At 69.2% G+C, this 21648-nt stretch carries 26 protein-coding genes; 14 read left to right on the top strand and 12 right to left on the bottom strand.

Annotated features, from left to right (window positions below):
- Positions 1-3: 3 nt before the first annotated feature.
- Genes OG407_RS23800 through OG407_RS23790 form a run of 3 tightly spaced genes read right to left on the bottom strand, consistent with a single transcriptional unit; the run spans position 4 to position 1170 of the window.
- Positions 4-309, bottom strand: a complete 306-nt coding sequence (locus tag OG407_RS23800; RefSeq protein ID WP_405860969.1) for a hypothetical protein — start codon at positions 307-309, stop codon at positions 4-6.
- Entirely contained in the window at positions 302-541 is a 240-nt protein-coding gene (locus OG407_RS23795) for a hypothetical protein (RefSeq protein ID WP_405860967.1), read from the bottom strand. The genes OG407_RS23800 and OG407_RS23795 overlap by 8 nt, the downstream gene beginning before the upstream one ends.
- A 5-nt stretch (positions 542-546) precedes the next feature.
- On the bottom strand, positions 547-1170 hold the full coding sequence (locus OG407_RS23790; protein WP_405860965.1) for an HAD family hydrolase: 624 nt from the start codon (positions 1168-1170) through the stop codon (positions 547-549).
- A 1106-nt stretch (positions 1171-2276) separates the two neighbouring features.
- Here OG407_RS23790 and OG407_RS23785 point away from each other — a divergent pair.
- Positions 2277-3395 (top strand): DUF2786 domain-containing protein, encoded by a 1119-nt coding sequence (locus OG407_RS23785; RefSeq protein WP_405860963.1) that lies wholly within the window; start codon positions 2277-2279, stop codon positions 3393-3395.
- 6 nt (positions 3396-3401) lie between these two features.
- Here OG407_RS23785 and OG407_RS23780 read toward each other — a convergent pair whose 3' ends face one another.
- From OG407_RS23780 to rpmB, 4 genes are all read right to left on the bottom strand, one after another.
- Positions 3402-3923, bottom strand: coding sequence for a DUF4232 domain-containing protein (locus OG407_RS23780; protein ID WP_405860961.1), 522 nt, complete (start codon positions 3921-3923; stop codon positions 3402-3404).
- A 151-nt stretch (positions 3924-4074) separates the two neighbouring features.
- Complete coding sequence (locus tag OG407_RS23775; RefSeq protein ID WP_405860959.1) at positions 4075-4611, bottom strand: hypothetical protein; 537 nt, start codon at positions 4609-4611, stop codon at positions 4075-4077.
- Between the two features lie 99 nt (positions 4612-4710).
- Positions 4711-5016, bottom strand: coding sequence for a 30S ribosomal protein S14 (gene rpsN / locus OG407_RS23770; protein ID WP_329349903.1), 306 nt, complete (start codon positions 5014-5016; stop codon positions 4711-4713).
- Positions 5016-5252, bottom strand: coding sequence for a 50S ribosomal protein L28 (gene rpmB / locus OG407_RS23765; protein WP_403600661.1), 237 nt, complete (start codon positions 5250-5252; stop codon positions 5016-5018). The genes rpsN and rpmB overlap by 1 nt, the downstream gene beginning before the upstream one ends.
- Positions 5253-5327: 75 nt before the next feature.
- Between rpmB and rpmG the strand changes: the two genes are divergently transcribed.
- The 5 genes from rpmG (at position 5328) to OG407_RS23740 (ending at position 7906) form a co-directional block, all read left to right on the top strand.
- Positions 5328-5492 carry a 50S ribosomal protein L33 gene (gene rpmG / locus OG407_RS23760; RefSeq protein WP_189326552.1) on the top strand — a complete coding sequence of 55 codons (165 nt, stop codon included), beginning with the start codon at positions 5328-5330 and terminating at the stop codon, positions 5490-5492.
- A 5-nt stretch (positions 5493-5497) separates the two neighbouring features.
- The gene (locus tag OG407_RS23755) at positions 5498-5746 is read left to right on the top strand and encodes a type B 50S ribosomal protein L31 (protein WP_405860955.1); all 249 of its coding nucleotides are present in this window, start codon (positions 5498-5500) and stop codon (positions 5744-5746) included.
- Between the two features lie 2 nt (positions 5747-5748).
- Complete coding sequence (locus OG407_RS23750; protein WP_405860953.1) at positions 5749-7149, top strand: GTP-binding protein; 1401 nt, start codon at positions 5749-5751, stop codon at positions 7147-7149.
- 2 nt (positions 7150-7151) lie between these two features.
- Positions 7152-7397: a 30S ribosomal protein S18 gene (gene rpsR / locus OG407_RS23745; RefSeq protein WP_405860951.1), complete on the top strand. Its 246-nt coding sequence runs from the start codon at positions 7152-7154 to the stop codon at positions 7395-7397.
- Positions 7398-7687: 290 nt separating this feature from the next.
- Positions 7688-7906: a DUF397 domain-containing protein gene (locus OG407_RS23740; protein ID WP_403600784.1), complete on the top strand. Its 219-nt coding sequence runs from the start codon at positions 7688-7690 to the stop codon at positions 7904-7906.
- A 75-nt stretch (positions 7907-7981) separates the two neighbouring features.
- Here OG407_RS23740 and OG407_RS23735 read toward each other — a convergent pair whose 3' ends face one another.
- Complete coding sequence (locus tag OG407_RS23735) at positions 7982-8497, bottom strand: ATP-binding protein (protein ID WP_403600674.1); 516 nt, start codon at positions 8495-8497, stop codon at positions 7982-7984.
- Positions 8498-8851: 354 nt separating this feature from the next.
- Here OG407_RS23735 and OG407_RS23730 point away from each other — a divergent pair, with 354 nt between their 5' ends.
- The 6 genes from OG407_RS23730 (at position 8852) to OG407_RS23705 (ending at position 14457) form a co-directional block, all read left to right on the top strand.
- Positions 8852-9676 carry a helix-turn-helix domain-containing protein gene (locus tag OG407_RS23730; protein ID WP_405868559.1) on the top strand — a complete coding sequence of 275 codons (825 nt, stop codon included), beginning with the start codon at positions 8852-8854 and terminating at the stop codon, positions 9674-9676.
- Between the two features lie 119 nt (positions 9677-9795).
- Positions 9796-11256: an aldehyde dehydrogenase family protein gene (locus OG407_RS23725; protein WP_405860949.1), complete on the top strand. Its 1461-nt coding sequence runs from the start codon at positions 9796-9798 to the stop codon at positions 11254-11256.
- A 134-nt stretch (positions 11257-11390) separates the two neighbouring features.
- On the top strand, positions 11391-11939 hold the full coding sequence (locus tag OG407_RS23720) for a DinB family protein (RefSeq protein ID WP_405860947.1): 549 nt from the start codon (positions 11391-11393) through the stop codon (positions 11937-11939).
- Positions 11940-11963: 24 nt separating this feature from the next.
- Positions 11964-12605 carry a PadR family transcriptional regulator gene (locus OG407_RS23715; RefSeq protein ID WP_405860945.1) on the top strand — a complete coding sequence of 214 codons (642 nt, stop codon included), beginning with the start codon at positions 11964-11966 and terminating at the stop codon, positions 12603-12605.
- A 74-nt stretch (positions 12606-12679) separates the two neighbouring features.
- Complete coding sequence (locus OG407_RS23710; RefSeq protein WP_405860943.1) at positions 12680-13699, top strand: ATP-binding cassette domain-containing protein; 1020 nt, start codon at positions 12680-12682, stop codon at positions 13697-13699.
- Entirely contained in the window at positions 13696-14457 is a 762-nt protein-coding gene (locus tag OG407_RS23705) for an ABC transporter permease (protein ID WP_405860941.1), read from the top strand. Before OG407_RS23710 ends, OG407_RS23705 begins: the two co-directional genes overlap by 4 nt.
- 273 nt (positions 14458-14730) lie before the next feature.
- Here OG407_RS23705 and OG407_RS23700 read toward each other — a convergent pair whose 3' ends face one another.
- Both OG407_RS23700 and OG407_RS23695 read right to left on the bottom strand, forming a co-directional pair.
- A complete protein-coding gene (locus OG407_RS23700; RefSeq protein WP_405860939.1) occupies positions 14731-16137 on the bottom strand; it encodes a glutamate decarboxylase in 1407 nt (468 codons plus the stop codon).
- Positions 16138-16175: 38 nt separating this feature from the next.
- Positions 16176-17459 carry an ion channel protein gene (locus tag OG407_RS23695; RefSeq protein ID WP_405860937.1) on the bottom strand — a complete coding sequence of 428 codons (1284 nt, stop codon included), beginning with the start codon at positions 17457-17459 and terminating at the stop codon, positions 16176-16178.
- Between the two features lie 137 nt (positions 17460-17596).
- Between OG407_RS23695 and OG407_RS23690 the strand changes: the two genes are divergently transcribed.
- Entirely contained in the window at positions 17597-18385 is a 789-nt protein-coding gene (locus tag OG407_RS23690; protein WP_405860935.1) for a MerR family transcriptional regulator, read from the top strand.
- 21 nt (positions 18386-18406) lie between these two features.
- Here the strand turns inward: OG407_RS23690 and OG407_RS23685 are convergent, their stop codons facing one another.
- A complete protein-coding gene (locus OG407_RS23685; RefSeq protein ID WP_363101818.1) occupies positions 18407-18772 on the bottom strand; it encodes a YbjQ family protein in 366 nt (121 codons plus the stop codon).
- A gap of 141 nt (positions 18773-18913) precedes the next feature.
- Here OG407_RS23685 and OG407_RS23680 point away from each other — a divergent pair, with 141 nt between their 5' ends.
- Positions 18914-19855 (top strand): DedA family protein, encoded by a 942-nt coding sequence (locus OG407_RS23680; RefSeq protein ID WP_405860933.1) that lies wholly within the window; start codon positions 18914-18916, stop codon positions 19853-19855.
- Positions 19856-19946: 91 nt separating this feature from the next.
- Here OG407_RS23680 and OG407_RS23675 read toward each other — a convergent pair whose 3' ends face one another.
- A complete protein-coding gene (locus OG407_RS23675) occupies positions 19947-21602 on the bottom strand; it encodes a threonine/serine exporter ThrE family protein (RefSeq protein ID WP_405860931.1) in 1656 nt (551 codons plus the stop codon).
- Positions 21603-21648 lie beyond the last annotated feature (46 nt).

The raw sequence follows: 21648 nt of genomic DNA, 5'->3' as shown, positions 1-21648 counted from the left end.
CCGCTACTGCGCGAGTGATCCGGCGACACCGCACTCGAAACTCGCCTCGGGATCGTCGTTGTAGAGCAGCTCGGAGAAACGGGCGTCGGTGAGATGGGGGAGCTTGCCGGCGCCGATCCGCGTCCGGATGTACTCCGTGGTGGCCTCGCGGCACGCGCACTGCTGACGGCCTCGGTGGCCCGGTGCCGGATCCCGCCCGACAGTTCGGCCATCACGCGGCCCAGCATGACGGTGTCCACGGCGAATGAGCGCCCGCAGAACGGCACCCTTCGCATCCAACCCCCGCACCGCCGCCGCGGATTCACCCATGCGCTTGAGCGAGGCGGACCCGATCGGAACTCCGGGCCCGTTCGTTGTACCGCGCGAGCACGCGCAACGCCTCCCGCCAGTCGTAGGGGACGTCCCCTACGAGGGTCTCCTCTACGGCGGTGTCGTGCACGAGCTCGAAGAGGTCGCCCTTCCTGTCGATCTGCGCGCAAGGACTCATCGGCTGGGCCTTCAACTCCCCGGCGATCCGCCGGACGGGCACGGTGTCGAGCACCGGCGTCACTCTCGACGCAGCAACGGCGCGACCGCGTCACGCAGTTGACCGACGTGCTCGTAGTGCAGCCCCGTCAGTCCCGCCTCCCGGGCGGCGATCACATGGCCGACGGTGTCGTCGACGAACAGGCAGCGCTTGGCCTCGACTTCGACGCGCCGCGCGGCCAACTCGAAGACACGCGGGTCCGGCTTGGCCACCCCGACGCGGGCGGTGTTGACCACCGCGTCGAACGACCCGGCCAGCCCGACCTCGGCGAGGTAAGTCTCCAGCCGGGTAGTGGCGTTGGAGACCAGGACCACGGGCACAGTGCGGCGGACTTCGGCGAGCAGTTCCACGACGTCGGGGTCGACCCGGCCAGTGAGCGCGCTCCACGCGGCCACCAACTCACGGGCCCGTTCGGCCGATCCGCAGACGGGCGCCAGGTCGTCGGCGATCCGGCACCGCCACTCCTCATCGCCCAACTGCCCCGTCACAGCCGCCTGCAGAAGCTCACCCTCGAACGCGACCCCGGCCAACGTCCCCTCGGCCAGTCCCCAGGCCCGGTCCAACGCGTTCATCCCGTCCGGATCCCACACGTGCACGACTCCATCGAAGTCACACAGCACGGCGTCAAACGGCAAGGTCTCCATACGACGCGATCTTGCCAGCCGGTGCTCGGAGCTCCAACGCGCCTGCACGACTGGCGAGTTGAGAGGCACACGCGCCTGGCCTCGTCACCGGGCCTCCTCAGTTACGTACCCCCGCCTCCCTGAGTGGCATCCCCTGCACCTGCCCCGTTTCGCCCCTGTCATCCGCATCAGCCCCAACTCCCTTCGCCGCAGCGCAATGCGCCACGATCACGAAGGCCAAGGCCAAGGCCAAGGCCAAGGCCGACGCCGTAAGAACGCGGAGACGCGCACAGAGGCGAGGGCGTGCACCCGGGCGGCCGTGCCGAACAGAGCGACGACAGAGCCCAGTTGCGCGGAACCGCGTGCTGCCGCCAGGTCGGCGAGCCGGCGCCCGTCCACCGTCAGGACGAGCGCCCGATCACTCACCACCGCCTGCACCGCAGCGACCGGCGCGCGGCTCCCGACCGTGTTCCGCGCACCCGTCGGCCGCCACCGTTCACCCATGCGCGGCCCAACGCCCCGATTCACGCGAGGAGTTGGTTGTCCACAGGGTGTGGATGAGTGAGCCGCTTCGGCGCCCCGCGGTACTCGGACCGGCACGCCCACCGCAGGGCGAGGCCGGCAACCCCGAGCGCCACAAAGACGAAGCGACGGAACGGCGAGGCCAACGCGTGCGGCAACGAAGAAAGGATCAGCATGGCACTTCTCCCAGCCCCGACGGGCCCGCCACCCTTCGGCCGTCGTCGGCCCGCGAAACTCCCTGCTCCCCGCCCGCCGAAGAGGAAAACGACCCGGTCGCCGTACGACGAGGTCACCGGATCGCGCGGGACGAACACCGGCGTCAGGGCCTACCGATCCGCCAACTCACCGAGCCGCGCGTGTACTTGGCGGCAGGCCATCGAGTCCAGTACCGCCGCCCCATCCCCGAACAGCACCGCCAAGCATGTGATCAACGCCCACACCGCTCCGGGCTCTCGCCGAGCACCGGATCCCCTCAGGCCCCGCGACGACCAGGCGATCCCCGGCACCCCGCCCACCCCGATGCCCATAGGGGCGCGGGGCTGTATCGATATGCGGCTCCGCCGCGCGGGCGCGACCAGCCCCCCACCCCATGACACGATCACCCCGTGACCAGCAAGACCCCCACCGTCGAGCGAGCCTTCGAGGCCGCCCTCTACACCGACACCCACGACGCCCTCGACGCAGGCGCCTCGATCCTCGCCGCCGACCCCGCCGCGGACCCCGAACTGGCCGGCCGGGGAAGGGAGTTCGTGGCGGCGGCATGGCGGCGCGGCTGGCAGCCGGCGGATGTCGTACGGCTGGTTCGGCGGGAGTTGGACGACGTGCACGTACGGCTCGTCTCGGCGCTGATCCGCGCGCAGGCGCCGGACGACCGGGCGCGCGGCCCCCGTTGGGCGGCGCAGGTCGACGAACTGAGCGCCGAAGAGCCGGCCCGCACGGACCGTTTCACGCACGCCACCACCGTGCTGGAGCTGTACCGTCTGCTCCTGCGGCTGCCGAGCCTCGAACCCCTGGACGACGGACACGAACCGAAACGGCACGAGAACCGTCGGCCGGCCTCCCGCATGCTCACCCGGATCCGCGCGCTGCTCGCGAAGGCGGAGGCGACCGGGTTTCCGGAGGAGGCGGAGGCGCTGAGTGCCAAGGCGCAGGAGTTGATGGCGCGGCACAGTATCGACGAGGCGCTGCTCGACGCGCAGGCGCCGGCGAAGGACGCGCCCGGCGCGTGCCGGATCGGGGTCGAGGCGCCGTACGAGCAGGCGAAGGCGGTGCTGCTGGACGCGGTCGCCGGTGCGAACCACTGCCGGGCCGTCTGGAACGAGGCCTTCGGTTTCTCGACCGTCGTCGGTTTCGAGGGCGATCTGGAGGTGGTCGAACTCCTCTACACCTCGCTCCTCGTGCAGGCCACGACCGCGATGACGCGGGCGGAGGCGGCCCAGCGGGCGGGTGGCCGCCGGCGGACCAAGACCTTCCGGCAGTCCTTCCTCGCGGCCTACGCCCACCGCATCGGGGACCGGCTGGCACGCGCCGCCGGGACGCAGGTGACCGACGACCTGCTCCCGGTGCTCGCCACCCGCGAGGTCGCCGTCACCGACCGCGTCGACGCGATGTTCCCGGAGACGACCACGACCCGCCTGCGCGGTGTCACCGACGAGGCGGGCTGGACGCAGGGCGCCGAGGCGGCGGACCGGGCCCAGGTCAGGGCCCGACCGCCGCTGGACTGACGGCCGTCAGTCGCCGGCCTGAGTGAACGCGCTGACCGAGGCGTCCGAGTCGCTCACGGAGGTCTTGCCCTGGACGGGGCCGTACGACCACTTGTAGCTCGCGGTGTCGCTGCTGCCGGGCAGCGTGATGACCACCTTCGTCGCGGCCAGGCTCAGCTTGTCGCCCGCCTTGCCGCGCACGTAGGTGATGGTGAAGGAGGCCGCGTCGCCCTTGGCGAGCTTCAGCTTCTGCGCCTTGGCGCCCTTCTGGGTGGAGAGGACGACCTTGGTGCCGCCGCCCGCCAGCGTGGCACCCGGGAACCCGTTCAGGTCGCACGGCTTGCTCTGATTGGTGAGCGAGACGGGGACTTCACCGGTGTCACCGGCGGCCGGAGCGGTACTGGCCGGCCCGACCTGGACGGCGACCCCGTCGAACGAGCAGGCCGACCCGTTCTTGCTGTCGGAGGAACCACCGCCGCCGCCACTGTCGCAGGCGGTCAGAAGCAGAGCCGACGCGAGTGCGGCGACGGCGAGGGGAACAGTGCGCATGAGGGGATCATCCCGCACCGAACCCCCCTCCGCCGACCGGCCTACACCCCGGGAGCTACGCACGGCCCCCACCCCAAGGCCTACAACCTCAGGGCCATGACGGGTCTACGACCCCGGGATCACCCCAGCCCCATGCCCCCCGGGATCACCCCTACGACCCCAAGCTCGCCGTAGGCAACCCCGACGGCCACTGTCCGCCCTCGGAGCGCGTGTACGTCTCCTTGCCGAGGCTCCCCGACCAGGTGACCGCGAGCGCCGACTTGCTGACGGAGTCGACCATTCCGGTGGCTCGGGTCTTGCTGCCGTCGGTGCACTTGAGGTGGATCATCTGCATGCCCGCCTCCTCACCGGCGGTCCCGCTGCACACGCTCCCGCCGGTGGAGAACATCGCGGCCTGCTTGCCGGTGACCACCAGGGCCACCGCCTTGCCGTCCGTCGTGGCGAGCCAACTGCCCTGCAGCCCGTCGGACGCGGCCGACGGGCCGCTGCTGGAACCCCCGGAACTCCCGGAGCCCGCGGACGCCGTGGACGTCGCGGACGCGCTCGGCGTGGACGAGGAGTCGTCCTTGGAGTCCCCGCCACTGCACGCGGTCAACGCGAGCGCCCCCGCCAGACCGGCAGCGACGGCCACGATCCGTACCGCCGAAACCCTGGACGCTGCCGACACCGTCGAATTCGCCGTAGTCACTCGTAGCTCCCAAGCTGTAGCCGGACGCGGACGGCCGCCCGATCGGCGTTGGCCTCGGCCTCGGCCTCGGCCGGTACGACCGCAGCAAGCTACCAGTGGTTACCAGGAGGACTTGCGGACACCGGGTAGGTATCCGCTGTGAGCCTGCCCGCGCAGATTCACCCGGGACAGCCCGAAGGCGCGGAAGTAGCCCCGGGGCCGCCCGTCGACCTGGTCGCGGTTGCGGACCCGCGTGGCGCTCGCGTCGCGCGGCTGGCTCCGCAACTCCCGCTGCGCGGCGGCCCGTTCGGCCTCCGTCGAACCGGGCCGCCGGACGATCTCCTTCAGCTCGGCCCGCCGCGCCGCGTACCGCGCGACGATCTCCCGCCGTCGTTCGTTCGCCGCGATCTTGCTCTTCTTCGCCATCAGACCCGCACCCCGCGCTCGCGGATCCTGGCCACGGCCGCCTCGACGCCGATCGCGTCCACGGTCTTGATCCCCTTCGTGCTCAGCCGCAGCCGTACGTACCGGCCCTCGCCGGGCAGCCAGTAGCGCTTGGACTGGATGTTCGGGTCGAAACGGCGCGAGGTGCGCCGGTGGGAGTGGGAGATGCGGTTGCCGAAGCCGGGCTGTGCGCCGGTCAGCATGCAGTGGGCGGACACGAGTGACGTACCTCTCCTCGATCGGGGCCGTAGCCGGTGCTGCTAATGGAATTCATTTTCAGTAAGGTATCAGGCATGGCTCGCAACGAACTCCGCCCGGTCATCAAACTCAGGTCCACAGCCGGCACCGGCTACACCTACGTGACCCGCAAGAACCGCCGCAACGACCCCGACCGCCTGACCCTGCGCAAGTACGACCCGGCCGTCGGCCGCCACGTCGACTTCCGAGAGGAGCGCTGACCGAGATGCGCGAGAACACCCACCCGCCCTACGGCCCCGTCGTCTTCCGGGACCGCGCCGCGAACCACGCCTTCCTCACCCGCTCGACGATGACGAGCACGAAGACGATCGAGTGGGAGGACGGGAACACCTACCCCGTCGTCGACGTCGAGATCTCGGACGTCAGCCACCCCTTCTACACCGGCACGGCCCGCGTCCTGGACACGGCCGGCCGCGTGGAGCGCTTCGAGCGCCGGTACGGGAAGCAGGCCTGACCGTGCCCGACCTCTCCGTCGCGATCGTCGCCGGCCTGCACGCCGACGCCCGCAGGGCGACTGTCGCCCAACTCCTCCACGACGTCCCCGGCAGCGTCGTACTCCACCACGACCTCGCTACGGCCGCTGCCGGCACGGTCGTCCGCACGGTCAGGGACGCCACGGGCATCCTCGACGCGGGCGAGACCCCGCTGGTCAACGACTGCGCGTGCTGCGCGCTCCGCGAGGACCTGGTCCCGGAACTCCGCCGACTCGCCGCAGCCGGTCAAGTCCGGCTCGCCGTGGTCGAGTTGTGGGACTCCGTCGAACCCAAGGCGATGGCCGAGGTGATCACCGCCGGCGGCCTCACGGTCACCGCCGTCATCACCGCCGTGGACCCGTCCCTGCTCCTCCCGTACCTCGGCAACGGCGACGACCTCGCCGAAACCGGCCTCGCGGCGGCGGCCACGGACCAGCGAACCGTCGCGGACACCTTCGCCCGCCAACTGGAGTACGCCCCGGTCCTCGCCGTCCTCGACTCGCCCAACGCCGACGACGAAGACCGTGAACTACTGGGCCAGTTGCACCCAACGGCCCGCCAAGTACCGGTCGGGGGCGCCGACTTGCCGAGAAACAGAAGCACCCAGACCGGCCACGACACCCCGACGAACCCCGCCCTGCTCTTGCGCGGCGACCGGGCGATTCCCGCACCGCCTCCGCGCGACGACCCCGCCAACCCCGCCCGCACCCCGGCGCAGACTCCCACCCCGCCCACCCCCAACCCCCCAGGGGCGCGGGGAACTGCGCGACCAGCCCCCACCGACCCGCACCCCGCACACAACCCGAACCACCCACCCCCACCTCGGTCCCCCAACCCCGCCCCACGCAGCGTCCTCGCCCACGCAGCCCTCGCCGGCTTCGACGTAGAAGCCGCAGCCGCAGCCCAACACCCCGCCTGCGCCCTCCTCCCCGTCGAGGCCGATGCCCACGGGGTGAGCACACTCGTCTGGCACCGGCGCCGCCCCTTCCATCCGGAGCGGCTGTACGCGGCACTTGAGGACATCACCTGTGCCGCCGCCCGGAGCCGGGGGCGGTTCTGGCTGGCGGACAAGCCGGACTCATTGCTGCACTGGGACGCGGCCGGGGGCGCGCTGTGCGTGGAGAGCGCGGGACCGTGGCTGGCCTCGTTGCCGGATGCCGCTTGGGAGTTGGTGCCGGCGGTGCGTCGGGCCGCCGCCGCGCTCGACTGGCATCCGGAGCACGGGGACTGCTGTCAGCACCTTGTCTTCACGTCTCCCGGTCTCGACCGCGACGGGCTCGAACTGCTCCTGGAGTCCTGCCTGTTGACCGACATCGAGTACGCCGCGGGCCGTAGCGCCTGGAAGCGCATCCCGTCCGCCTTCGACACCCTTCTGGAGATCTGACCGTGCCCCGCAAGCCCGATCTCAAGTCCGCGCGCCGGCCCGCCAAGTCCCGCCGTAATCCGTTGGACGCGGCCGGAGTCACGTACATCGACTACAAGGACACCGCGCTGTTGCGGAGCTTCGTCTCCGATCGCGGCAAGATCCGCAGCCGTCGGGTCACCGGCGTATCGGCGCGGCAGCAGCGGCAGTTGGCGGCTGCGATCAAGAACGCCCGGGAGATGGCATTGTTGCCGTACTCGACCCGATAGCTGCCCGTCGCATGGAACATGCGGGGCCCCGTACACGTCTTCCTTAGTACATGTCCTGCCCGGTCCTGGGCAGACGCTGGAACGGCATCGGTAAAGCAGTCGTCAAAGCTGTAACCGGAGGACCACCCCCCGTGCACGTGCATCTGCCCATGCATCTGCACATGAACAGGGCTATGATCCGGAACAGTTGACCACTGCATCAATGGCCACACCAGCCAGTGCACAACCGGGAGCGACCTGTGGACCACCGCGTTGACAGCGTGTACTTGGGGTTCGACGTGTACAACGGCATGGCTGCCACGCAGCTGGACGGAGTGGCCTGGCAGAAGAGCCTGCACAGCAACTCGCAAGGATCCTGCGTGGAGTTCGCGCGGCTGCCCGGCGGTGACGTCGCGGTGCGCAACTCGCGCTTCCCCGACGGCCCGGCGCTCGTCTACACCCGCGCCGAGATCGAGGCGATGCTCCTGGGCATCAAGGACGGCGAGTTCGACCACCTGATAGCGGGATAGCCGGACAACGCGCCGACCTGCGGAAACGGCGGGAACGCGCGTAGAACCGCGGCATCAAAAAAGAGCCGCGGTTCCTCACGCGTTCTGCTGCGCGGCCTCGCCGCCCTGCAGCCTGAACAGCGCCCAGACCACCTTGCCGCTGAGCGTGCCCGCCAGCGGGTGCCAGCCCCAGCCGTCGGCGAACGAGTCGACGAGGAACAGGCCGCGGCCCGACTCCGCCGAGAAGTCCTCCGACTCGCAGGCGATGGGGCTGTCGTGACTGGGGTCGCGCACGGCGCACACCAGCCGCTCGGTCCAGCGCATCAGGTGCAGCCGCACGGGCGGGTTCTGCTCCGGGACGCGCGGGGTGTTGGCCGGCAGGGCGTGCCGCAGCGCGTTGGTGACCAGTTCGGAGACGACGAGGCAGACATCGTCGAAGCGGTCGCTTATGTCCCACTGGTCGAGCGTGCGGCGGGTGAACTGCCGTGCCTCGCGCACCGCTTCGTAGCGGGCGGCCAGAGCACACGACGCGGCGCTGGACACGGCCGAAGGGTCCAGCGGCGGAAGGCCCTGCCGTAACGGCTCGAGCATGGTCGATCCATTCGTCCCCATGCGAGGCACTCCCGGGAATTCGCGGTCGTTGCGATGCAGCGGTGGCGCGAGACCATGGTTTCGGATGCGTACAGCAGATGCAAGGGCAGATGCACGTGCAGCTGACCGAATTGGACCCTCCCGTACCGCTTGTTGGCCATTTTTTCCGCCAACTTCGCGCCGTTCTCGCGCCCCGGTCTTGCATCTTCCTGACGTCTTCCTGACAACTTCCTGTGAACAGGCGCCTCTTCTTTCCATTTCTGTAATCGAACGAGTACTGCTCGAAGTGTTTTAGTGGCAGACTGCGGCCCCTGAAGACGGTTGGGGAGGCTGGCGAACGTGAGCGCGGGAGAGCCCGGATCGGTGGTGCGGCGGATGCTGCTCGGCTCGCAACTCAGGCGACTGCGGGAAGCACGCGGGATCACCCGGGAGGCCGCGGGGTACTCGATCCGCGCTTCCGAATCCAAGATCAGTCGCATGGAGCTGGGGCGAGTGAGCTTCAAGACCCGGGACGTAGAGGACCTGTTGACGCTGTACGGCATCACGGACGAGGCGGAGCGCATCTCACTCCTCTCCCTCGCGAAGGAGGCCAACGTAGCGGGCTGGTGGCACAGTTACTCGGACGTCCTGCCCAGTTGGTTCCCCACCTATGTGGGCCTGGAGGGCGCCGCCTCCCTCATCCGCGTCTACGAGGTGCAGTTCGTCCACGGCCTGCTGCAGACCGAGGCTTACGCCCGCGCGGTCGTCCGGCGCGGCATGAAGGGCGCGAGCGAGGCCGACGTGGAACGGCGGGTGGCGCTGCGACTTGAGCGGCAGAAGTACCTGGTGAACGAGAACGCGCCGGACTTCCACATCGTCCTGGACGAGGCCGCCCTGCGCCGCCCGTACGGCGACCGCGAGGTGATGCGCGGTCAGTTGCAGCATCTGATCGAGGTCTCCGAGCACTCCAACGTCCGCCTCCAGGTGATGCCGTTCGGCTTCGGCGGGCACGCCGGTGAGTCCGGTGCCTTCACGATCCTGTCGTTCCCCGAGTCCGACCTCTCGGACGTCGTCTATCTCGAACAGCTCACCAGCGCGCTCTACTTGGACAAGGCCGAGGACGTGGCCCAGTACGAGAAGGCGCTGAAGGAGCTTCAGCAGGACAGTCCGGGCCCGGACGAGAGCCGGGATCTTCTCCGGGGACTGCTCCAACTCTCTTGAAACACAAGTACGATGACGTGTGATCAGACCGTGATGATCGTGAGGGATCGCCCGGTCTGCTGTTGATCGTGTCTGCAACTGATCGTGTCTGCTGACGATTTGAGCGATTGAGGGATCACATGTCGTCCTACTTCACCGACCTGGCTCAGCAGTACATCGACGGTGAGTGGCGCCCGGGCACCGGCTCCTGGGACATCATCGACTTCAACCCGTACGACGGCGAGAAGCTCGCGTCGATCACCATAGCCACGGTCGACGAGGTCGACGAGGCGTACCAGGCGGCCGCCCGCGCGCAGAAGGCGTGGGCCGCGACCAACCCCTACGCCCGCCGTGCCGTGTTCGAGAAGGCCCTGCGGCTCATCGAGGACCGCGAGCAGGAGATCGCCGAGGTGATCATCGCCGAACTCGGCGGCACCCACCTGAAGGCCGGCTTCGAACTGCACCTCGCCAAGGAGTTCCTGCGCGAGGCGATCCACCTCGCGCTGCGCCCCCAGGGCCGGATCATCCCCTCGCCGGTGGACGGCAAGGAGAACCGCGTCTACAGCGTCCCGGTCGGCGTCGTCGGCGTGATCAGTCCCTTCAACTTCCCCTTCCTCCTCTCCCTCAAGTCGGTAGCCCCCGCACTGGCGTTGGGCAACGGCGTGGTCCTCAAGCCGCACCAGAACACCCCGATCGTCGGCGGCTCCCTGGTCGCGAAGATCTTCGAGGACGCGGGCCTGCCGGGCGGTCTCCTGAACGTCGTCATCACGGACATCGCCGAGATCGGCGACGCGTTCATCGAGCACCCGATCCCGAAGGTCATCTCCTTCACCGGCTCCGACAAGGTCGGCCGCCACGTCGCGACCGTCTGCGCCGCGCAGTTCAAGCGCACGGTGCTCGAACTCGGCGGCAACAGCGCGATCGTGGTCCTCGACGACGCCGACATCGACTACGCGGTCGACGCGGCGGTCTTCAGCCGCTACGTCCACCAGGGCCAGGTCTGCATGGCCGCGAACCGTGTCCTCGTCGACCGGTCGATCCGGGACGAGTTCACCGAGAAGTTCGTCGCCAAGGTCAAGTCCCTCAAGGTCGGCGACCCGCGCGACCCGCAGACGGTCATCGGCCCGGTCATCAACTCCTCGCAGGCGGACGCCCTTTCGGGTGTCGTCGAGCAGGCGATCGCCGAGGGCGCGACGGCTCTGGTCCACGGCACGACCACCGACAACCTGGTCGCCCCCTCCGTCCTCACCGACGTCCCCGCCGGCTCCGACCTGCTCCGCCAGGAGGTCTTCGGCCCGGTCGCCTTCCTCATTACGTTCGACGGCGAGGAGGAGGCGGTGAGCATCGTCAACGACACGCCGTACGGCCTCAGCGGCGCCGTCCACACCGGCGACATCGAGCGCGGCGTGAACTTCGCCAAGCAGATCGACACGGGCATGTTCCACGTCAACGACGGCACCGTCCACGACGAGCCGATCGTCCCCTTCGGCGGCGAGAAGGCCTCCGGTCTGGGCCGCCTCAACGGCGAGTCGATGCTGGACGCGTTCACCAGCCTGAAGTGGATCTCGGTGCAGCACGGGCGGAGCGGGTTCCCGTTCTAGACAGGTGCTTCCGGTTCTGGACATGTGCTTTCGGCGGGCCATTGAGGACAGAACCTGACCTCGATGGCCCGTAGCTTCATCGACGTCGGGCAGGGGGACAGGCTCCCGGCCGGCACCGGCGAAAGGCGAAGGTCATGGTCACGCACGTGTCCGCGGACGCACAGGGCGACGAGCGCGGGTCGCTGCTCACGTTCATCGAGGACCAACGGGGCGGTATCCGCAGGTCGTTGCTCGGGCTGACCGAGGAACAGGCCGCGAGCAGGCCGAGCGCGAGCGAGCTCTCCCTCTCCGGGTTGCTCAAGCATGTCGCCGACGTCGAGCAGGGCTGGATCGCCCGGGCGAAGCAGGAGCCGCCGGCCGTCCAGCGCGACCAGGCCAACTGGCACGAGACGTTCCGGCTGGTCGACGGCGAGACCGTCGCGTCGCAGCTCGCGTACTGGGAGAAGGTCGCCGCGGAGACCGAGGCGTACATCCGCTCGGTGCCGAGCCTGGACGACACCTTCCCGGTCCCGAGCGAGCCCTGGTTCCCGCCCGAGGGCCGCGTCTCGGTGCGCTGGCTCTGTCTGCACCTGATCCGCGAGACGGCCCGGCACGCCGGCCATGCCGACATCATCCGCGAGTCCCTGGACGGGGCCACCGCCTACGAGCTGTTCGTGAAGGAACGGGGCACGACCGGGGGCTGACCTCGCGGGTTCTACGCTGAGCCCATGTCAGCGATCCGTCTCCTCGTGCTCGGCGCGGTGCGCCAGCACGGGCGGGCCCACGGTTACCAGGTGCGCAACGACCTCGAATACTGGGGCGCGCACGAGTGGTCCAACGCCAAGCCCGGCTCGATCTACCACGCCCTCAAGCAGCTGGCCAAGCAAGGCCTGTTGCACGCGCACGAGGTCGCGCCGTCCACCGTCGGGGGCCCGCCCCGCACCGAGTACGAGATCACCGACCGGGGCGCCGAGGAGTACTTCCGGCTGCTGCGCGAGGCGCTGACGTCCTACGACCAGCAGATGGACGTCAAGTCCGCCGCGATCGGCTTCATCGTGGACCTGCCGAGGGCCGAGGCGGTGGCACTGCTCCAGGAGCGCACCCGGGGCATCGCCCAGTGGCGGGCCTCGGTCACCGAGCACTACATCCCCGAGGACGGGCCCGAACAGCTGGGCCACATCGGCGAGATCATGAACCTCTGGATCCACACGGCCGACGCCGAGGCCGCGTGGACCCAGGGGCTGATCGAGCGCATCGAGGGCGGGGCGTACACCTTCGTGGGGGAGGGTGAGCCGTTCGTCGGTGTCCTGAGGGACGACGAGGAGAACCCGTACGCGACGGGGGAGCGGCACCCGGGGGATGCCAGCTAATCAAGTTTGACTAACGAGGCGTGTGGCGTTACTTTCGAGCACGTAGTCAAGTTTGACTAGCGAAGGGGTGTCCAGTGGCCGACGCGGCGATCATCGTCGAGGACGCGCACAAGACGTACGGCGACAAGAAGAGCCGGAAGGCTGAGGGGGGTGACGGCTCCAAGGGGGTCAAGAAGGCGTTGGACGGGCTCGATCTGCGGGTCGCGCGCGGCACCGTGCACGGGGTGCTGGGGCCCAACGGTGCGGGCAAGACCACCCTGGTCCGTGTCCTGTCCACCCTGCTGCGGCCCGACTCCGGTCGTGTCGAGGTCGCGGGGCACGACGTGCTGAGCGAGGCCCGCGCGGTTCGCTTCCGTATCGGGCTGCTCGGCCAACACGCCGCGCTGGATGAGGAGTTGGGCGGGCGGCAGAACCTGGAGATGTTCGGGCGTCTCCATCACCTCGGTGCTCGCCACGCGCGCGTGCGTGCCGATGAGCTTCTGGAGCGCTTCGATCTCGGCGACACCGGTCGTAAGCCGGTTCGCGCCTACAGCGGTGGCATGCGGCGGCGGCTGGATCTCGCCGCCTCGCTCGTCACCGCGCCGGAGATCCTTTTCCTGGACGAGCCGACGACCGGCCTCGATCCGCGCGGCCGGGCCGAGGTGTGGACGGCGGTTCGCTCCCTGGTCGGGGGTGGTACGACGGTTCTGCTCACCACGCAGTACCTGGAGGAGGCCGATCAACTCGCCGATCGGGTCTCGGTAGTTGACCTGGGGCGCGTCATCGCCGACGGGACCCCGGACTCGCTGAAGTCTCGTACGGGTGGTGACCGTATCGATGTCGTTCTGCGTGACGCGGGTCAACTGGGGGCGGCTGTCGCCCTGTTGCCGTTGCCTGCCGGCGACATCCGTGTCGATGCCGATCGGCGGCTGCTCAGTGCCCCGGTCTCCGACCGGATGGCGGCGCTGTCCGGGGTCGTACGGGCGTTGGAGGAGGGTGGGATCGATGCGGAGGATGTGGCGTTGCGGCGGCCGACTTTGGACGAGGTGTTCCTGCATCTGACGGGGCACGGTGACGGGGCGGGTGCGGGTGCGAACGTGAAGGAGGCCGTGTGAGTGCCTACGCTCTGACCGATTCGTGGACCATGACCCGGCGTGAACTCGCCCACTGGGCGCGGCAGCCCGTGCAGGTTGTGGTGAGTCTGGTTTTCCCGGTGATGTTGTTGTTGATGTTCGGGTATCTGATCGGGGGTGGGCGGGCGGTCGAGGGGGACTATGTCGACTACCTGGTGCCCGGGATGCTCGCGCTGACCATGGCCTTCGGCCTTGAGGGGACGATGGTCGCCGTCACGCAGGATCTCAACAAGGGTGTGATCGATCGGTTTCGGTCGATGCCTATGGCCGACGGGGCCGTTCTGGTGGGGCGTTCGGCTGCGGACATGTTGCAGTCGGCGATCGGTCTTGTCGTGCTGATCGGGGTGGGGCTCGGGCTTGGGTGGCGGCCGCATGCCGGGGCTGGGCAATTCCTGGGTGCGGTAGGGCTGTTGCTCTTTTTCCGGTTCGCCATGTTGTGGGTCGGGATCTATCTGGCCTTGGTGGCGGGGCGGCCTGAGATGGTGCAGGCCGTGCAGATTCTGGTGTGGCCGGTTGGGTTTCTGTCCAATGCGTTGGCTACGCCGGCTGCCATGCCTGGGTGGCTGGGTGCGGTTGTTCAGTGGAATCCGATGTCTCAGACCGCTACTGCCGTGCGGGAGCTATTTGGTGGGCCCGGGGGAGAGGCGGGGCATGTTTGGGCCGCTGTGGTCTGGCCGGTGGGGTTGTTGGTTGTTTTCCTTCCGCTGGCTGTGCGGCGGTTTCGGGGGCTTGGAGGGTGAGTTGTCGGGTGCGGGTGCGTTGTGGCTGGTCGCGCCGTTCCCCGCGCCCCTGGGTGGTTGGGGGTCCGGCTTTGTGGGTGGGTGCCGGTGCGTTGTGGTTCGCCCTGCCGTTGTTGGGGGTCGGCGCCGTGTCGGGGGGTGTCCGTCCTCGGATTGGCGCGCTGACCGTTGCCTACCGGCTCGCCCGTGCTTGACGCGCCAACCGCTGCGGGCGGACACCCCCTGACACGTCGCCTTCGCGCCGTACGCGGGGGGCGGGCCGTGCCGCCCGGATCAGTGGTGGAAGCCTGTTGCCGCTCCCTTGTCGCGGGTGAAGGGGTGGGGCTGGCGGCGTAGTTCGGGGAGGAGGCGGGTCAGGTCGTCGAGGAACAGTTCGGCCAGGTCCGCGGAGAAGCCGTTGCGGCTTACGATCCGGAGGACCGAGAGGTCCTCGCGGTTGGCCGGGAAGGTGTACGCCGGGACCAGCCAGCCGTGTTCGCGGAGGCGGCGGGAGACGTCGAACACGTCGTACGTCGTGACGTGCGGGGCGGTGGTGAAGGCGAAGACCGGCAACTCGTCGCCCCGGGTGAGGAGTTGGAAGTCGCCGAGGGCCTCGATGCGGTCGGCCAGGCCTCGGGCCACGTCTCGGGTGGACTGTTGGACGGCGCGGTAGCCCTCGCGGCCCAGGCGTAGGAATGTGTAGTACTGGGCTACTACTTGGGCGCCGGGGCGGGAGAAGTTGAGGGCGAAGGTGGGCATGTCGCCGCCCAAGTAGTTGACGCGGAAGACGAGTTCCTCCGGGAGGGCCTCCTTGTCGCGCCACAGGGCCCAGCCGACGCCCGGGTAGACCAGGCCGTACTTGTGGCCCGAGGTGTTGATCGAGGCCACGCGCGGGAGGCGGAAGTCCCAGATCAGGTCGGGGTCCAGGAAGGGCGCGACCATGGCGCCGGACGCGCCGTCCACGTGGACCGGGATGTCGAGGCCCGTGCGCTCCTGGAGTGCGTCGAGGGCTGCGCACAGGTCGGCGATCGGCTCGTAGGAGCCGTCGAAGGTGGAGCCGAGGATGCCGACGACGCCGATCGTGTTCTCGTCGCAGAGTTCGGCGGCGGCCTGGGGGTCGAGGTGGAACCGATTGCCCTCCATGGGGACTTGGCGGGCCTCGACCTCCCAGAAGTTGCAGAACTTCTCCCAGCAGACCTGGACGTTGACGCCCATCACCAGGTTCGGGCGGGCGGCCGGGTAGCGGTCCTTGTTGCGTTGTGTCCAGCGGCGCTTGAGGGCCATGCCGGCGAGCATGCAGGCTTCGCTGGAGCCGGTTGTCGAACAGCCGACGGCGGCTGACGGGTCCGGTGCGTGCCAGAGATCGGCGAGCATGGCCACGCAGCGTTTCTCCAGTTCCGCGGTGCGTGGGTACTCGTCCTTGTCGATCATGTTCTTGTCCCGGCACTCCGCCATCAGGACGCCGGCTTCCGGCTCCATCCAGGTGGTGACGAAAGTCGCCAGGTTCAGGCGGGAGTTGCCGTCCAGCATCAGCTCGTCGTGCACGAGTTGGGCGGCCGTCATCGGGGGCAGCGGCGCGTCCGGGAGCCGGTGCTTGGGCGGGGCCTCGGTCATGCCGCCGACCGGATTGGCCTCCCCGTAGAAGGGGTTCACGGACATGGGGCGTTCGGCGGGCTGGTCGGGACCTTGGTGCAACGGCATGGCGTGCCTCCGATAAGGATCAAAAGAACCAACGGGTACTAGCGAACCGGAGTTCCGTCCGCGCGCAACTGCATCTGCGGTTTCCCGGTCACCAGCAGCCAGGCCGGCAGCGAGCCGATGCACAGGAGGGCGAGGATCGCCGGGGAGGACACGAGGATCGCCGCCGTGAAGAGGCTCACCCAGCCTTGGCGGGTGATCGCGAGGAGCATGCCCAGGACGCCTGCGGCGACCCCGAGTGCCGGGTCCACGGCCGGTACGACCGCGTGGGCGAAGAGGCCGAACGCGACGCCGATGAAGACGGAAGGGAAGATTCGGCCGCCCCGGAAGCCGCAGGACGCGGCGATCAGCAGTGCCGCGAGTTTCACGACGGTCATCGTCGCGAACTGGCCCGCCGACCAGCCCTCGGGGTCGGCCGCCAGCGCCCCGACCTCGTCCAGCCCCTTGAAGAGCGTCAGATGGCCGCCCAGCGCCGCCAGAAGGCCCAGGACCAGTCCACCGGCCGGCAGCGCCAGCATGGGGTGCCTGAGGCGGGAGAAGGCGCCATGGGCGTACGGGAAGAGGTAGACGGCCACCATGCCGAGTGCCGCTGCCAGGGGCGCCAGCAAGAGGACGGTCAGCAGATCGCCCCAGCCGGGCCTGCCGAACGCGGGCAGATGCAGGTCGAAGGTCGGATGGGCCACCAGGGTGGTCGTCATGGCGCCCGCACCGGCCGCGGCGAGCGGCGCGAACACGTTGTCCCAGAGGGCCCCTTTGGTGTTCCGCCCGGCCAGCGCCTCCGAGATGAGCAGCGCCGCCGCGACCGGCGTCCCGAACAGCGCCCCGATCGTCGCCGACTCGGCCAGCGCCCCCCACGCCCCGCCCGGCACCCGCGGCGCCAGCCTGCGCCCCGCCCACAGCGCGAGCCCCACGTTCACGGCGATGATCGGGTTCTCGGGACCCAGGCTCGGTCCGCCGGCCAGCATCAGCGCGGTCGCCAGGACCAGACCTGGTAGCACCGCGGGTGGCAGCGGTACGGCCTCCAAGCCTGTGGTCGCCGGGTCGGGACCGGCGTGCCCCGGCACTTTCCACACCACCAGCCCGACCACGATGCCGGTGGCCGTCAGCATGATGAGCATCCAGAGGACCGAGTAACGCCCGATGCCCAGGGCGTCGGGCAGGTTCTTCCAGAGCACGTGCTGAAGCTGCTCGGCCGCCTCGCTGACCCCGATGAACAGCAGGCTCGCGAGCACGCCTACGAGGAGAGCGGGGACGATCAACGGCAGCAGGGTGCGCGCCGGGGTCGTAGGGGCAACGGGTGCCTGTCGCGCGCTGTCCTGGGCCACGGGCTCACCATAAGCGGGCAAAACGGACCGAACATCTTGAGGAGGCGAGCACCGCAGGGCCGTGCGGCTTGTGGGGCTTGCACCTCACGTGGCGTGAGGCCTCAGCGTGGAGCGCAGACAGAAGAAGGGAGCGGGAAGTGAGCTACTCCGTAGGGCGGGACGACTCCTACTCCGTAGGGCAGGTCGCCGGGTTCGCCGGGGTCACCGTGCGCACGCTGCACCACTACGACGACATCGGTCTGCTCGTCCCCAGTGAGCGCAGCCACGCGGGTCATCGGCGCTACGGCGACGCCGACCTCGACCGGCTCCAACAGATCCTGTTCTACCGGGAACTCGGCTTCCCGCTCGACGAGGTCGCGGCCCTGCTCGACGACCCGGAGACGGACCCGCGCGCGCATCTGCGCCGGCAGCACGAGCTGCTGACCGCCCGGATCGAGAAGCTCCAGAAGATGGCCGAGGCCGTGGAACACGCCATGGAGGCACGCACGATGGGCATCAACCTCACCCCCGAGGAACGCTTCGAGGTCTTCGGCGACAAGGACCCCGAGCAGTACGCCGAGGAAGCGGAACAGCGCTGGGGCGGCACCGAGGCCTACGCCGAGTCGCAGCGCAGGGCCGCCCGCTACACGAAGGCCGACTGGAAGCGACTCCAGGCCGAGGTCGACGCCTGGAGCGAGCGCTACGCCACCCTGGTGACCGTCGGCGAACCCCCCACCGCCGACGCGGCGATGGACCTCGCCGAGGAACACCGCCTGCACATCGACCGCTGGTTCTACGAGTGCTCCTACGAGATGCACAGCTGCCTCGCCGAGATGTACGTCTCCGACGAGCGCTTCAAGGCGTTCTACGACGCGATGGCCCCGGGCCTGGCCGAGCACCTCAGGGACGCGATCCTGGCGAACGCGTCCCGGCACACCTCCTCCTAGGAGCCTGGCCCGGGGGTGCCGCTACTCCCGGGCCAGGACCACCGCCGTCCCGTAGGCGCACACCTCGGTGCCCACGTCCGCCGCCTCGGTCACGTCGAAGCGGAACGCCAGGACGCCGTTGGCCCCACGCGCGCGTGCCTGCTCGATCAGCCGCTCCATGGCCTGGTTGCGGGTCTGCACGAGGGTCTTGGTGAGCCCCTTCAGTTCACCGCCGACCATCGACTTCAGACCGGCGCCGATCTGGCTGCCGAGATGCCGTGAGCGCACGGTCAGTCCGAAGACCTCGCCGATCACCTGCTCGACCCGGTAGCCGGGGATGTCGTTCGTCGTCACGACCAGTACATCGGCCTGCGGCCCCTGGCCGCCGCCGTATTCGTCGATACCCATGGCTCACAGCTTTGTCCTATGGGGTGCACAGTGCATCCTGGAGTCACCGGTGGAACCTGGGACGGACACATCGCGTTGATAGCTTTGTGCGGCTGTACCTGGACGCTGGCACCTCCCTCCACCCCTCAGGAGCCCGGAACCGTGATGACGCTCGCCCTCGGCCCGAGCTGGCTCGATCCGAACACCATGCTCGACCGGTTCGGAATCTGGGGCCTCCTGCTCGTGGTCTTCGCGGAGTCCGGCCTGCTCATCGGGTTCTTCCTGCCGGGTGACTCCCTGCTCTTCACCTGCGGCCTGCTGATCACCGCGGGCACCCTCGACTTCCCGTTGTGGGCGGCCGTCGCGCTGATCTGCGTCGCCGCGATCCTCGGCGACCAGGCGGGCTACGTCTTCGGCAAGAAGGTCGGCCCCTCGCTCTTCAACCGCCCGGACTCACGCCTCTTCAAGCAGGAGAACGTGGTCAAGGCGCACGAGTTCTTCGAGAAGTACGGCCCCAAGTCCCTTGTCCTGGCCCGCTTCGTGCCGATCGTGCGCACCTTCACGCCGATCATCGCCGGCGTCAGCGGCATGAAGTACCGCTCCTTCATCACGTTCAACGTCATCGGCGGCGTCCTGTGGGGCGCGGGCGTGACCCTGCTCGGCTCCTGGCTCGGCAACATCGACTTCGTCCACAAGAACATCGAAGCGATCCTCATCCTGATCGTCCTGATCTCCGTGGTCCCGATCATCATCGAGTTCCTGCGCGCCCGCTCCAAGGCCAAGAAGAACCCCCAGGGCCCCCGTGACCCCCAGGAACAGCCCGGCGACCCGGCCGCGACCCAGCCGTTCCCCGTGATCATGGACGACTCGACGACTCAACTCCGGCGAGTGGAAGAGCCCCAGCAGAACACCGGGTACGACCAGAACAACGGCTACGGCCAGAACAACGGCTACGACCAGTACTACGCCCAGCCTCAACAGCAGCAGCCCTACCCCCAGCAGACGTACCAGCCCCAGCAGCAACAGCCGTACGGCAACGAGCAGTACGGCAACCAGCAGTACCCCCCGTACGACAACCAGGGCCAGAGCTATCCACAGGGTTAGCTACACGCCCTAAGGGGCGCGGGGAACTGCGCGACCAGCCACAACGAGCCTGTACTCGCCCACAGACAGCCCGCCCCGAGCTATGAGGCGCTCAGAACCCCCTGGTCCGCTTGGCCGCCCGCCGCGCCCCCGCAGAAGCCCCCGGAATCCGCAGAAACAACCGCGAGATCTCCGACCCCAGATTGACCCCGATGGCGATGGCCATGGCGAGAGACGCCGCCGTGGCCAACGACACCAGCCCCTTGTCGATCTCGTTCTGGGCGATAGCCAACAGCCCGAAGTACGTGGCGGACCCCGGCAGCAGGGGCCCGATCGCCGCGGTCGTGTAAGGCAACGCCGACGCGAACCGGTACCGCGACAGCAACTGCCCGAACAGCCCGACCAACCCCGCCGCAACAGCCGTAGAGGCAACCGGCGAGATCCCCGCGACGAAGTTCATCGCCCCGTAGACGGACCAGGCGACACCCCCGTTGAGGGCCACCAGGAGCACGGTGGATCGTTCCTGCTGGAGCAGTACGGCGAAGGTCAGCGACAGCAGGACGGACGCGCCGATCTGCCACAGCGGGCGGTCGGAGTTGCCGAGGGCGACGTCTGGATTGAGCTGGGCGCCGAGCTTCACGCCGAAGTACAGGACGATGAGGACGCCGGCCACGATGCCGACGAAGAAGTACATGACCTCCAGGAGCCGGGCCGCCGCGGTGATGTAGAAGCCGGTCAGTCCGTCCTGTACGCCCGCCACCAGCGCCCGCCCGGGCAGCAGGGCGAACAGCCCACCGGTGATGACCGCGGAGGCCTTCACGTCGACGTTGGCGACCGTGAGGGCGACCCCTATCGCGGCGGGCGGCATCGCGGCGACCGTGAACTGGTAGAACTCCGGCAGCCCCCGCCCCGCGCACAGCCACGCCAGCCGGTCGCCCAGCATCGCCCCGAGCGCGGCGGCGAAGAACACGATGATGTCACCGCCGACGAGCACGGAGGCGGCACCGGCGAGCAGCCCGCTGGCGGAGGTCAGCACCCAGCCGGGGTACGGGTGCCGGTTGCGCCGCATCTCCGCGAGCCGCCGGTAGGCGTCCTCCAAGGAGAGTGCGGTTTCCGGGTCGCTGAGGTCCTGGACCAGCCGGAACACGGCCGCGAGCCGCGTGTAGTCGGTGCCCCGACGTCGTACGGTCCGGGACGCGGTCACCGGATCGTCCACCAGGGAGGGCTGATAGGAGATCGACAGCAGGGTGAAGGTGACGGTCGGCTCGCAGCGGTCGAGGCCGTAGGAGCGGCAGACCGCGAACATCGCCGCCTCGACGTCCTCGGCGCCCTCGCCGCCCGCGAGCAGCAACTCGCCGATGCGGAGCGTCAGATCGAGCACGCGCGGTGCGGCGGGGCCGCTGTCGTCGGGCTTCTGCACCGGCTCCGGAGCGGGCCGTTCGGCCACCGGCATCCGCAGCATCGTGCGCATGCGGTCCTGCCAGGGCACGTCCTTGGTGAGGCTGACGACGGGGATCCCGGTCGGCGGTGTGAAGGCGGGCGGCGCCTTGCGCGCGCTGTAGAGGATGGGCGGACTGAACGCCGACCCCTCGGAGTCCTCGACGGTAGGCGCGGGCGTCACGTCGAGGCCGCTCGGAACGGCGAACTCGGACGTCGTGGACGACTCCCCGTCAGCTGCCGCCACGACCGCCGCCTCGACGCCCACCGGAGCCGTGAAGGCACTCCTGGCCTCGTCCGACTGCGGCTTGCGGTCCTCGGCTTCCGTCACTCCGTAGCACTCCCTGTACGACACCTCCAGTGATCCTCAGTATGCG

It is taken from the genome of Streptomyces sp. NBC_01515, assembly GCF_045040345.1.
Classification (GTDB): Bacteria; Actinomycetota; Actinomycetes; order Streptomycetales; family Streptomycetaceae; genus Streptomyces.
The sequence above is the reverse complement of the archived record's forward strand: the minus strand, read 5'-3'. Positions and strand labels throughout refer to the sequence as shown.